At 42.1% G+C, this 12,848-nt stretch carries 13 protein-coding genes; 5 read left to right on the top strand and 8 right to left on the bottom strand.

All coding sequences use genetic code 11. From position 1 onward, the window contains the following. Positions 1 to 52 precede the first annotated feature (52 nt). The 3 genes from ACZW67_RS13335 to ACZW67_RS13325 all read right to left on the bottom strand — a co-directional run bounded on the left by ACZW67_RS13335 (position 53) and on the right by ACZW67_RS13325 (position 2,893). Entirely contained in the window at positions 53 to 811 is a 759-nt protein-coding gene (locus tag ACZW67_RS13335) for a LysE family translocator (RefSeq protein ID WP_465183652.1), read from the bottom strand. A gap of 147 nt (positions 812 to 958) precedes the next feature. After that, entirely contained in the window at positions 959 to 2,206 is a 1,248-nt protein-coding gene (gene argE, locus ACZW67_RS13330) for an acetylornithine deacetylase (RefSeq protein ID WP_465183651.1), read from the bottom strand. A 33-nt stretch (positions 2,207 to 2,239) separates the two neighbouring features. Further along, positions 2,240 to 2,893: a UPF0149 family protein gene (locus ACZW67_RS13325; RefSeq protein ID WP_465183650.1), complete on the bottom strand. Its 654-nt coding sequence runs from the start codon at positions 2,891 to 2,893 to the stop codon at positions 2,240 to 2,242. A gap of 480 nt (positions 2,894 to 3,373) precedes the next feature. On the opposite strand from ACZW67_RS13325, the gene ACZW67_RS13320 reads away from it, so the two are divergent. Both ACZW67_RS13320 and zapA read left to right on the top strand, forming a co-directional pair. Continuing rightward, positions 3,374 to 3,814, top strand: coding sequence for a hypothetical protein (locus ACZW67_RS13320; protein WP_465183649.1), 441 nt, complete (start codon positions 3,374 to 3,376; stop codon positions 3,812 to 3,814). 116 nt (positions 3,815 to 3,930) lie between these two features. Continuing rightward, complete coding sequence (zapA, locus tag ACZW67_RS13315) at positions 3,931 to 4,377, top strand: cell division protein ZapA (RefSeq protein ID WP_465183648.1); 447 nt, start codon at positions 3,931 to 3,933, stop codon at positions 4,375 to 4,377. Between the two features lie 188 nt (positions 4,378 to 4,565). On the opposite strand, the gene ACZW67_RS13310 is transcribed toward zapA, so the two are convergent. The 5 genes from ACZW67_RS13310 to ACZW67_RS13290 form a co-directional block, all read right to left on the bottom strand. Continuing rightward, on the bottom strand, positions 4,566 to 4,871 hold the full coding sequence (locus ACZW67_RS13310) for a hypothetical protein (protein ID WP_465183647.1): 306 nt from the start codon (positions 4,869 to 4,871) through the stop codon (positions 4,566 to 4,568). A gap of 267 nt (positions 4,872 to 5,138) precedes the next feature. Next, positions 5,139 to 7,232: a glycine--tRNA ligase subunit beta gene (glyS, locus tag ACZW67_RS13305; protein ID WP_465183646.1), complete on the bottom strand. Its 2,094-nt coding sequence runs from the start codon at positions 7,230 to 7,232 to the stop codon at positions 5,139 to 5,141. A 124-nt stretch (positions 7,233 to 7,356) separates the two neighbouring features. Further along, positions 7,357 to 7,860 carry a hypothetical protein gene (locus tag ACZW67_RS13300; protein WP_465183645.1) on the bottom strand — a complete coding sequence of 168 codons (504 nt, stop codon included), beginning with the start codon at positions 7,858 to 7,860 and terminating at the stop codon, positions 7,357 to 7,359. Positions 7,861 to 7,883: 23 nt separating this feature from the next. Then, positions 7,884 to 8,813, bottom strand: coding sequence for a glycine--tRNA ligase subunit alpha (glyQ, locus tag ACZW67_RS13295; protein WP_465183653.1), 930 nt, complete (start codon positions 8,811 to 8,813; stop codon positions 7,884 to 7,886). 377 nt (positions 8,814 to 9,190) lie between these two features. After that, positions 9,191 to 9,403: a PspC domain-containing protein gene (locus tag ACZW67_RS13290; RefSeq protein ID WP_110923323.1), complete on the bottom strand. Its 213-nt coding sequence runs from the start codon at positions 9,401 to 9,403 to the stop codon at positions 9,191 to 9,193. A gap of 543 nt (positions 9,404 to 9,946) precedes the next feature. On the opposite strand from ACZW67_RS13290, the gene nadR reads away from it, so the two are divergent. The 3 genes from nadR (at position 9,947) to ACZW67_RS13275 (ending at position 12,600) form a co-directional block, all read left to right on the top strand. After that, positions 9,947 to 11,023 carry a multifunctional transcriptional regulator/nicotinamide-nucleotide adenylyltransferase/ribosylnicotinamide kinase NadR gene (gene nadR, locus ACZW67_RS13285; protein ID WP_465183644.1) on the top strand — a complete coding sequence of 359 codons (1,077 nt, stop codon included), beginning with the start codon at positions 9,947 to 9,949 and terminating at the stop codon, positions 11,021 to 11,023. Positions 11,024 to 11,086: 63 nt separating this feature from the next. Then, a complete protein-coding gene (pnuC, locus tag ACZW67_RS13280) occupies positions 11,087 to 11,818 on the top strand; it encodes a nicotinamide riboside transporter PnuC (RefSeq protein ID WP_465183643.1) in 732 nt (243 codons plus the stop codon). A 335-nt stretch (positions 11,819 to 12,153) separates the two neighbouring features. Next, entirely contained in the window at positions 12,154 to 12,600 is a 447-nt protein-coding gene (locus ACZW67_RS13275) for an Mpo1 family 2-hydroxy fatty acid dioxygenase (protein ID WP_465183642.1), read from the top strand. Positions 12,601 to 12,848 lie beyond the last annotated feature (248 nt).

The following is a 12,848-nucleotide window of genomic DNA, read 5'->3' as shown; positions in this document are numbered from 1 at the left end:
TTTAAAACTATTGCTTTGAGAATATCACTTTAAACATAGAATTAAAAAATCTTTAAACCATAAAGCTATTTAATACTTCAGCTAATAGAGCTGCAGCAATTATGATAAATATTACTCCGCAACCACGATTGAGCCAAGCTAGGCGATTGCCTACATCTAACCAACTTGCCAGTTTTTTACCACCTAAAGTATAAATAATCTGCCAAATCGTCTCACTTAAAAACAGCCCTAAGGTTAATAAAATATATTGCGGCCATAGTGGCGCACTAAAATTGATAAACTTCGGAAAAAAAGCCGCGAAGAACAGGATGGCTTTGGGATTAGATAGCGATACCCAGACACCCGTACGGAATAAGGTCGTATTACTTGGAGATACTTTGACTGCCGCGCTAGAGAGCGATCGTGGCTGCGGTGTATTAGCCGTGCTTTCACTTTCACTGTCACTGTCACTGTTACTTTCAGACGCAGGATATTCCGAAGCGACTTCTTCACTCATTTCGCGAGCGTCTTTCATTAAACTGCCATCACCCGCATCACGCCATGAGCTGATACCTAGATAGATTAAATACACCGCGCCAACTGCTTTGATGATCGTCAGTAGCCAAGGTGACTGGCGACTGATTACATCGAGTCCAAGTAGAGTCGAAAGTAGTAATATAAATAACCCAAGACTTAACCCTGCTAGCGTCCACAGCGTTCGTTTTACGCCATAGTTCATGCCATACTGGAACGCTAACAGCATGTTCGGACCAGGGGTCGCTGATATAAAAAACGTACTTGCAAAAAATACCGCAAACAGATGCCAAGACATCAACCGACCCCTACTTTATTGTTTATAAAAAATTTATTGCAGCAATACTAAACCGCTAAAAAGTGAACACCGCCATAAAGACGGTGTATTTTATGTCAACTTAGATAAAAATTTAGATAAAAAAACAATCACTTGCTTCTCAATCTACTAATTGACCGTACAACTATCTAGCAGTTTTTGCAAAAACTCATCACAGCGTACAATCTCGTTCAGCTCAACATACTCGTCTACCTTGTGCGCCTGTTCGATACTACCAGGGCCGCAGATAATCGTTGGAATGCCAGCATTGGTAAACTGCCCACCTTCCGTCGCGTAAGCTACTTTATGACGTTGCTCATCATTCGTCAGCGCAGCGATTAATGATTGCAGCTCAGCACTATCACTGTCAGTCATTGCTGGTACGCCTACTGCTTGTATTAGCTCAATACCAGTCTCTGGTGCTCGTGCCTGCATTTGAGCACTCAGCTCCGCGACCTTTGCCTGAATGGGTATCAGGATATCGTCCTGCGTCATGTGTGGCAGGTTGCGATAATCAAAAGTAAACTCACACAGATTAGGAACGATATTGGTCGCGGTACCACCTTGTATAGTACCTACAGACAGAGTTGAGTAAGGTACATCGAACATCGCGTCCCCATCGTCAAGAGTATCATCGCGATGACTTATCTCTTCCGCTAGCTCATCGACATAACCAATCAAACGACTGGCATAGCTAATGGCGTTGACGCCTTGCGCCGTCAATGACGAATGCGCAGACTTACCGTGCACGCGGCAGCGATAAATGGCAATACCTTTGTGCGCGACGACCATCGCCATATTGGTTGGCTCACCAACGATACAATAATCAGGAGTAATACCACGGGCTTTTATGTCTGCTAGTATGAGTGGTGCGCCCAAACAGCCGACCTCTTCATCGAATGACACAGCCAAATGCAAGGGACGACGTAGCTGACCTGCGTTAGACAGTTTTACCGCTTGTGGTAAGAGCGTCAACACACAGCCGATAAAGCCTTTCATATCACAAGCACCGCGTCCATAGAGCTTATCGCCACGTATCGTCGCAGTGAATGGGTCTGACGTCCACTCTTGACCATCGACTGGGACGACGTCCGTATGACCAGAGAGCACGAGACCATGGTTCACTTGGTCAGCGTTCTCTCCTGCCGGTACTGTCACGAACAGATTGGCTTTGTTTTTAGCATCATTAAAGGTCAGATCAACTGTCAAGCCCAACTGCTCACAATACGCTTGCACATCTTCAATGAGTGCTAAATTTGAGTGACGACTGACGGTATCAAAAGCAATCAGACGCGTTAGCCAATCGATGCTTTGTGTAGGATAAGCGTCATCAGAACTAGCTTGACTGTTGCTATCAGCACTATTATTTATCATCATAAAATATCCTTATTATGATACGCAATACTCGCCTTATGAAGGGTTGTTTTGATTCATAATATCAATAACTGGTGGCATCGGCTTTGGTAATTTACCTTCTGCTTGTAGCTCTTTTGTCGTCTTGGCATCGATAGCGAGTCCAGAAATCAAAGCGATGTCCTTGACTGGTTTACGCTTACGAGTAGCAAAACTGACTGGCACCATACGGGCAAACTCGTAAACATGTAGATAAGACTCTTCGCCACCTTCGAATATTTCGTCTTCCTCTAAACGAATACCGCCAATCTTCGCCAAATCCGATAGCATCTCATTTTCGTCAGCGCTAATACCGCAATCCGTGATACCGAAGCCTGTCATAAAGCCATTGGCCCACTGTTTCAACGCCATCACGCGCTCGTACAAGTCATGTTCATCATCTGGCACCAGCGGTGTATAAGAATACGCATCGTCCTTGTCTTTAAGCTGAAACACAGTGTCTTCGGCTTCTTCTGCCAACAAGGTCAAGGCTTCGTCAGGTAGCGATGAAAAGCTCAGCTCCTCAAAGACCTGAGCCCATACGGCTTCATCAGGTGCATCACAAGCAGTCATCAGTCCAGTCATCAGGCCATGTACTTCGCTGATAGATACGTCAGTCCAGTCATCAAAAGCGGTAAGCCAAGTGTTCCAGCCAGAGATATTGTCATTCATAATAGATGTCCTAGTGATTGATTATTACTTAAAATACAAAAACAGCCCCCGCGCAACGTCATTGATACGACGGTGGACCATAAAAAATAAAAAGACCAAGCTCAGGGTCTGTTGAACATTCAAATGTGGTGCTGGCAGTCACTATTTTTTAGACAATATGCAGTGAAATTTGTGATGCCTAGTCATTCTAGGTGAAACAATTTCGCCATATATTGGCAAAAAAGAGTACTGCCCTAAAAGGCTAATGCTAAAATCACCCCAAATGTTGTTGCAAGCCTAGCTAAGGTTTCGACATTATCGTCGACTTGCGCCTAATTTGGTGCAATTTTAGCGATTAGCAGCCCTAATATTTGAATGTTCAACAGACCCTAATACTTGTAATTACTTTGTTGATATAGATATTATGCGGTCACCTATGGCATTATTAAACGCAGAGAACAAAATTCATTTACGCTTACTTGTGAAGGATAAAAACTGACTATGTATGATCAACTTAGAATCTTAGAAAAAATGGTACTCGACATAAAAGAACAGTATCAGCTTGTCAGTGCTGAACTTAGCAGCCTTAAACAACATCCTGTTGCTGATCCACAAGAGCTTACGGTGCTGAGAACCAAGCTCAAGACTAGCTATACAGAACGTGACGGTACTAAAAAACAATTAGGCGATCTCGACAAACGCTACCAAAGCCTTGCAGAAGCGCATCATATGATTGGTGAAGAGCAAGACAAGCTGCAAAAACAGATCGACCAATTACAACAACAAAACAGCGAGCTACAACAGCATAATAATGAATTAAAGCAGCAGTATAGCGACATTAAACAACAAAATAGTGAACTACAGAAAAAGAATCAATTGGCAGCTGAGCGCACACAAGTAGTACTAAAACGCTTAACCCATATTGACCAAGTAGAAGGCTAATAACTAAGCGCAATTTTTTATAATAACGACTCATTGCTTCTTATGAATTAAGCCAAGCTCATAACGGTAATATCTGATATTACTCACCTTACTGACCAAATATTGTAGGATTTATCATGACCGATGACCACAAAAAACCGATAGAAAAACAGCTGCCAAATAACCAAACGCAAAATACTGCACAACAACCAAAGAACGTCGCTACAGCGGCTTCAATTATACCGAATACCTCTGCTCAGCCTAATGCGAAAGCACCTAAAGTCGCTGAACCACAAATCAAAAAGATCGATATTGCCATTGCTGGCGTCAACTACCCAATCTACTGCCCTGTACATGAGCAAGAGGAGCTACATTCAGCCGTCTCTTATATTAACAACTATGCGCTAGACCTCAAGAGAGACGCGCCGAGCCTCAGTCAAGAAAGCCTACTGGTACTGTGTTGCTTGAGCTTATACGAGAAAATTCATGCCAATCAGAGAACCAGTGAAGACCGCTTGCAACAAGACAAGCAATCTGAAGCTCTACTGAATAAGATCATGAAAGACGCACAGTCCATTCTGTAGTCAAGTTCATATAAATCCGCTACATTGTCATCCTTGCTAACCATACTAATGTATAGCTTGCACTCGGTTTCCTTGTATCGGAATTATTTGAATTCAACTACATAAGCGAATAGCAATTTATTAAAAAGATAAGCGCCTAGCCAACTCAAGCTAAGCGCTTTTTTATGCTTGAAACAAAACCTATCTACTTAGTCATCGGCACCATAAGTCTTGCCCGCGTGAAAATCTGCTTGATGCTCATAATTGCAAAAAAATAAGTCTTGATTGGTGTTTATAAAACTGTCGCTATTGTCAGCCAAACTCGGCGTAGTCTGAAGAGTCTCTAGTACACCGCGATATTCAGCCAATCTATTACCACAAAAGTTACACTGACGCGGTGTGGTGATATCACCTGCTTTTGGCATCATGCTTTTGGGCGCACGCGGGTACATGAACTTATAAAAAGCCCACATCGATGCCCAGATAATGAGGATAACAATAATAACGGCAAACACGGCAGTGCTCCTTCGAATATAGGTTAACGCGAGGAATAAAAACAGCTAATAAGCTAATGATTATTCAATACGTTTTAATAATATAAATTTTACCGTCAATAATAGCGATAACACAATGCCTTTGCAGTTTAATTACTGATTACTCTGAATTTCTAGATAAATCTACTGAATGACGGTCCTAAATAATGACACTGTCCTATAACAGAAAAACCTGGCCACGATAGGCCAGGTTTTTGCATCAAAATTAACAACTATGTGTCAGTAGAGCTAAAGCTGTAACTCGCTGATATCCGCTACGGTTAAGAATAACGCGCGAACTTGCTTGAGCAACGCTAAGCGATTGTTCTTCAGCGCAGCATCTTCACTATTGACCATCACATTATCAAAGAACTGTGTCAATGGCTCGTCTAGACTGGCAAGCGTTTGCAATACTTGCGTATAGTCAGCCTGCTCGAGTAATGGTTGCACCGCCGTTTGTGCTTGCTGCACACTCGCATATAGACTCTGCTCAGCAGGCTCAGACAATAACGCCTCATCAACATTATCAGCCACGCTCACTTCTGACTTGGCCAAAATGTTAGCAACGCGTTTGTTCGAATCGGCTAGCATTGACGCTTGTGACAACTCGCTAAATGCTTGCACTGCACGAATACGCTGATCAAAATCTAGCGGCATGTGCGGGTTAATCGCTTGTACGGCTTGGATGGTGTCAACGCTCACACCTTGCTCGGTATACATCGCACGATAGCGCGAATTCAAGAATGCCATAACTTGGGTAAAGGTATCGCCCATTTTGGCAATCTTGCTGCCTTCTTCCGTAGTGTAGTTCTTAATCGCCTGCTCAACGAGCGCTACCAAGTTAATCGGTAACTGTTTTTCGATGAGAATACGTAAAATACCAATGGCTGAGCGACGTAAGCTGAATGGGTCTTTTGAGCCAGTCGGTGCTTGGTCAATCGCAAAAATACCAACTAAGGTGTCCAGACGATCCGCCAATGCTAAGCAAATACCAATCGGCGTTTGTGGCAATACATCACCACTGAATTTAGGCAAATATTGCTCTTCTAAACTGGCTGCTACCGATTCAGGCTCATTGTTTAGGCGCGCATAGTAAGTACCAGCGATACCTTGTAACTCTGGATACTCACCTACCAGTGAGCTTGCCAAATCTGCTTTAGATAAAATGCCAGCACGTACCGTTTCATCGATACTAATCTGCTGACCTTGCTGTTGCATCAAGGCCGCGATAAATGCAGCAAGCTTGGCTATACGCTCAGACTTCTCCCAAATCGTACCCAATTTGTCTTGGAATACACGATTCTTAAGACTCTCAGTCAACGCAAATAACGGCTGCTTTTGGTCTTGTAAGAAGAAAAACTCTGCATCGGCCAAACGTGGACGTACAACCTTTTCATTACCTTCAATGATTTGGTTCGGGTCTTTTGACTCAATATTGGTAATAAAGATAAAGTAAGGCTGTAGCTTGCCCTCTTTATCTGTCAGGCAAAAATACTTTTGATCGGCTTGCATGGTAGAGATAAGTGCTTCTTGCGGCACTTGTAAGAAGCGCGCCTCAAAGCTTGCACGTAAGGCAATCGGGAAATCAACCAATGCGGTGACTTCATCTAACAATGCCTGCGGAACGATGGCATCTGAGTTGACTTCATCAGCCAATGCTTTGACTTGGTTTTTAATGAGCATTTGACGCTTATCAAAATCAGCAACTACTTTTAAACCACTTAGTAATTCTTCATAGTCATTGGCATGAGCAATATTATGGTAGTCAGGGCTGTGAAAGCGATGACCACGAGTTTGTGTACCCGTCTGATGACCTTGGATAGTGGCGTCGATGACAGCGCTGTCTTGCATCAATACGGCCCACTGTACCGGACGCACAAACTCATTACGGCTAGTGCCTGAGCGCATACGCTTGGCAATCGGCAACTTATCAAGCGCCGTTTGAAAAATAGCTGGCAGCAATTCAGTGGTCGCTTGACCCTGAATGGTTTGCTCATAACCGACATAATCACCTTTATCGGTGTTAATGGTTATCAGCTCACTGGCTTCAATCCCTAAGCCTTTAGCAAAGCCCATCGCCGCACGTGTTGGATTGCCATCAGCATCAAAGGCAGCTTTAATCGCTGGACCGCGTTTTTGCTCACTGCGATCCGGCTGCTTATCACCAATACCTTGAATTTGTAGCGCTAAACGGCGCGGTGCGGCAAAGGCTTTGATACTATCGAAGCTGATTTCTGCTTCGTTCAATTGCTCAACAACGCTTGCTTGCAGCGCGTCACGTAGTGGCTTTAGGCTTTTTGGAGGTAGTTCTTCACACCCGAGTTCAAATAAAATAGTGGTCATGATGTTCTCTGCTTTTATAAGAGGTTATAAATTTTATCAAATAAATAAATCCACATGGATTTGAATAGATCAAGAAAGTAGAAAAATTATATTCTCAATGCTCTATTACACTGAGATCAATTACCTAATTTAGGGAAGCACAAGTAGAGCTAATATCGGAAAAATCGTCACTATTTATATTTCTTGCATGGAAAGTTGCAACTTTTTTATTATGACTGAAAACATCAATTTTTTTAGCTGCCGATATACCATTAATAAACTTTCTCCAAGAATTTGAACCCTCTCTACTTTTACTTTCAGATGTAGGCATCGCCGAAACCTTATCATCAAACAGAAAACTTAGCTTATCATGTCTCCAGTCGTCCCAAGTGGATAAAATATCTGAATCACTTTCAACCATCTCTGCGTAAGCGACTTTATAAAATTCAACAGAATTATCACCAGTTAACTCATACTCTGTCGCACAATTAACTACTAATAAATTATTACTTTCATTTTGTAAGTGGTACTGCCCTGCGCCTAACATAACACTATGATATGACCAATATCCTGGCACTGCGTATGCATTAAAACTTAGTCCTAATAGTGGCAGAAGAGCTATTTTTCTAAATATATTTTTTAAGATCATATTTTTATCCCTATATAGCTGCTTTAATCATCTTCTTTTGGCAAGTACTTATCGAGCGCTGCCTGACGATGAGCTTCATCTGCCAATGGGAAACCAAGCTTGGCGCGTGCTTCAACATAACCAATGGCGACCTTACGAGCAAGCGTACGCACACGTAAGATAAAGCGCTGACGCTCAGTTACGGAAATCGCACCGCGAGCATCAAGTAAGTTAAAGGCATGCGAAGCTTTTAGCACCATCTCATAGGCTGGTAATGGCAAACCTTCAACGACCAACTTATCCGCTTGCTGCTCATAGAAATCAAACATCTGACCCATCATTGGCACATCAGCGTGCTCAAAGTTATAGGTAGATTGCTCCACTTCGTTTTGATGAAAGACATCGCCATAAGTCACACGGCCAAATTCACCATCTGCCCACACCAAATCATAAACGCTATCGACGCCTTGCACATACATCGCCAAGCGCTCAAGACCATAAGTAATTTCGCCAGTCACTGGGAAACACTCAATGCCGCCCACTTGTTGGAAGTAGGTAAACTGCGTCACTTCCATACCATTTAGCCAAATCTCCCAACCAAGTCCCCACGCACCTAGTGTTGGCGACTCCCAGTTGTCTTCGACGAAACGCACATCATGCACCAGCGGATCGATACCAATGGCTCTTAGCGAGTCTAAATATAGCTCTTGGATATTAGGTGGATTCGGCTTTAACACTACTTGAAATTGATAATAATGCTGCAAGCGGTTTGGGTTGTCACCATAACGCCCATCAGTCGGACGACGAGATGGCTGCACATAAGCAGCATTCCAGCGCTCAGGACCTAACGAACGCAAAAATGTTGCCGTATGGAAAGTACCTGCGCCAACTTCCATATCATAAGGCTGCAAGATAACGCAGCCTTTGTCGGCCCAATAGTTTTGTAAGGTTAAGATCAAATCTTGAAAAGTCATCGGTTGAGAGTTTTTCGCTTGGGATGTCATAATAAAATCACTATGGAATTAGTATTAATAAATAAAACGTTGATAGCACTCGTACAGCCTATTCGGCAACGACTCTATTTGTCTGCTCACCTTACTAAAAATTGACTATTTTATCCATATTTACCTTAACTAAATTTATATTTTAGCGATAAAAATCCTATTGTATGGCTCATTTACAATCAAACTGAAGCCATAAGCATCATCAAAGCAATAGATAAAAAAATACCCAGATGCGCGAGCATCTGGGCAGGAGGAAAAGTATGTCTTTGGTATCCTGATTGATCAGGCTTTTTATTTTTTAGTTAAACTTTGATTTTCAAAGTATAGCTTTAAATCTTCAAGATAATTTACTGATACGATTCACTTGTTGCCTTGGGCATGATTATCCATAAGATGATATATATTAAGATGCCTGGTACTGCTGCACTCAACGATGAGATAATCACGAACAGCACTCTCACCCAAGTTGGTGACCAACCGACATATTCTGCAACACCGCCCATCACTCCTGCTATCATACGGTTGTTCTGTGAGCGATGTAATTTTGCTAACTTAGCCAAATCATATACCTCTCTATTGTTTGTGTTCTTATATTTTTTATACTTATCTTCCATTATCCAATCAAAAAGCTATTTAGCCCTCTTGACTTACGAATAAGTATATCAACTATTAGAATCTTATCTGTTGAAGATGTAGCAGTACTTTGTGAGTTTATGCTACCTAAGCTTGCCCTAACCTGTCATAAAGGCACCTAAACCCCTGATTTTAAATAATTATTTCAAAATGTTTCAAAACTGGGTTTATTGCTAAAACCTTACGCTAATAATTCATACAATCATTGTTTTTTTAATACTATCAGATAGATAAGCAGTATTTATGTAGTAATAGAGCCAGTAAAATCCAGCTTAATTAGTAAAAACCACTCATCCATTATCTATTAGAAAGATAAATAATCTACATAAAATTCTGCATTAAACTTGTGTTTACAATAACCTACCTGCAAATCAACCAAAACCTTTATATAGTCAAACTTATATCGGTCGGTACAAGTCAGAAAAATAAAATAGATATAAAGCCAAGATGAGGCACAGATAAGGATAACTATGTACGATACGGGCTTAATGATTGGACATTTTGAACCTCTCCATTTGGGGCAGATGCGCAGTATCTTGTATGCGGCAGGACAGGCAAAGACGTTGCATATCGTCATTATGACGCATCCATCACCGCATCCAGACTTTACGATTACCTTACAGGACAAAGCGCGCTGGCTACAGATGGCATGTGCAAACCTGCCATTTATTCATATTCATACGACTCACGAGATTGAGCTACCGCTGCACGAGCACCTCTACAATGCTAATGAAGATGTCAGCGCCAGTGACGATGTCAGTATTGATATCGCTGCTAGTAACGCCAAATTGCAACGTTTAACGGATGCATTATCACTATCATCAGAGACTGTATTGTTCATTGCAGAGAACCATCCACTCACGCAAGGCGATGTACAAGACCAGCTGCTTTTGCGAGTGGTCACTACGCCACTACAGCCTGAATTTGACTCTTATGCGATTGCTCGTGATCCGGTAGCGCATTGGTCAGCCATTCATCCACAAGCTCGTGGCGACTATACTAAGACCGTTGCTATTGTCGGTGGTGAAAGCTCAGGCAAAACAACCTTGATACATAAGCTTGCTAATTATTATGGTGCAAGTTTTGCATTAGAAATGGGGCGGCTGTACGTCGGCACAGATTTGGGAGGTAGCGAGGTTGGATTGCAATATAAGGATTACGGGCCCATTGCCCTACACCATGCTCAAGCTATCCGAGAGGCGACAGCAAATGCCACCGCCCCTATCACCATCGTTGACACAGACTTTGTCACCACACAGGCGTTCTGTGAAGAATATGAAAATTGCACGCACCCGTTTGTGGCTGCTTGTATCGATGAATTCCGTTTAGACCATACAATTATGTTAGACAACAATACGCCATGGATTGACGACGGCATGCGCTCATTAGGCACGCCTGAAGCACGAGGGCGTTTTGAACAACGACTGATCGATATATTTGCGCGCCATCATATCGAGCCATATATGATTGATGAGCCAGACTACGATGCTCGCTATCAGCAAGCGGTGCTATTTATTGATCAATACATCTACGGTAAAAATCCGTAAAATAGAAAATAACAGCATCAATCACTATGCGGCGACCAACTCTCATTTTAGGAAAGAAGCCTTATGCGTATTCAACTACTAGACAACATCACCGGAAAATGGGCAATGCAATGGATTGTTACTTGGTTCATTTGCGGCGTGGTTGCCCTATCCACTGGCTTTTGGCTCACCACAGACCATACCTCTCTCGATATGTTTTATTTGGGCGTGTCTTTTGTTGGTTTGGTCTGTGTTGTCTCACTGTCATTCCGAAAAAACGTCATGGGTAATGGTCTAGGCATGACAGCGACTGCTGGCGAAGTGGTCGTACAAGCAACGTCTGGTGCAGTTGGTCTAATGCTTGCGCCACTCTTTAATTTTTTCACCCATGTCTACGGTATTTTTTATTGGTCAAAGCATACCGATCCTGATGGTGACATGATACCAAAGGCTGCTAACAAAGCCGTTTGGTTGATTACCGCTGCGTTCATTATCATTGGGCTTGCATTATTCCCCACAGTAAATGACTTATTAGCGAGCTATGGTTATGCAGTGGTAGAAGATGATAGCAGCCTGTTTCTAGGGTTTATTTCTTTCTTTTGGATTAATGTTATTGCCTTTGTACTTTCAATTACTGCACAAGCTGCGATGATTTTGAGGTATTCATTTAACTGGTGGCTATGGATTATCGTGAATTTCGTCTGGCTTATCGTCAACTTAATGTCTGGTAACTATATTTTTGCTATCCAAACTATGATCTATCAAATAAATGCCGTTATCGGTCTCTATGAATGGCATCGTAGCGAACAGGGTTAGTTTTTCATCTTGAATTAACAATGAGACATTCGAGATGAAAAGCATAAGCATATGGTCAGTTGTGTTGATCATAATGTTACTAGAGTCAGTTCAATATGATTTGGATACAAGGAAGCCGAGTGAAAGTGCTACAAGTAGTAGATTAAGGGAGCCTGACACCGTATCCAATTTATAGAGGATTTGACTATAGAATCATAATTTCTGACTGTGCCGTCTATTGGATAACATGGTAGATTGGCATAATTAATGCTAAAACTGATACTACGAATGTTATTGGCACCTGTACTGGTGGCCAGTATCAATTCATCCTATTAATTACTAACAAGGAGGTTAGTATGGCTCGTGTTAAGCAGCAGAGAATGTCGAAACGCACACTTGAGCAGTGGCTCAGTGAGTACTCTATTAGTCATCAAAACCTAGTCAACAAAAAAATCCATTGGTTGTGTGTCCCTACTATATTTGTCAGTCTGCTAGGTGTCGGAATGTCGGTATCTGTGTGGTTTACCTTGGTACTTAGTGCCTTGGTATTATTGTTCTACATACGTTTGTCCACGCCATTGTTTTTAGCAATGGGCATATTTATCTTAATTTGCTTATCTGTTATGGCGTTCTTACCGTGGGGGTTTAAAGTGTGGGCGGGTATCTTCATCGTCGCTTGGATTGGACAGTTTATCGGTCATAAAATCGAAGGAGAGAAGCCTTCATTCTTTAAAGACTTACAGTTTTTATTAATTGGGCCCGCGTGGGTCGCCAATAGTTTGATGCAACGTAAGAATAGCTAGATCTATAACATCTAGAGCTATAAAAAAGCGCCGCCCAACTGATTGTTGAGTGGCGCTTTCTATTTTAGTTTTAGGGTTCAATGAATGCCAGAAATGAAATACCTTCATTTAGAAAAAGATTGTATTCAATATTAGCTCACCTAATCCAAACGACGACTAATAGTCAGCCCTGTAAAGCCAAAGAGCAGCGTTAATAGCAACGATAAATAACAGAAAAACGCATAAGGCAGATAATCCAATACCGGTAC

This window comes from Psychrobacter sp. TPE 89C (assembly GCF_055522395.1).
This window is presented reverse-complemented; position numbering and strand designations above follow the sequence as displayed.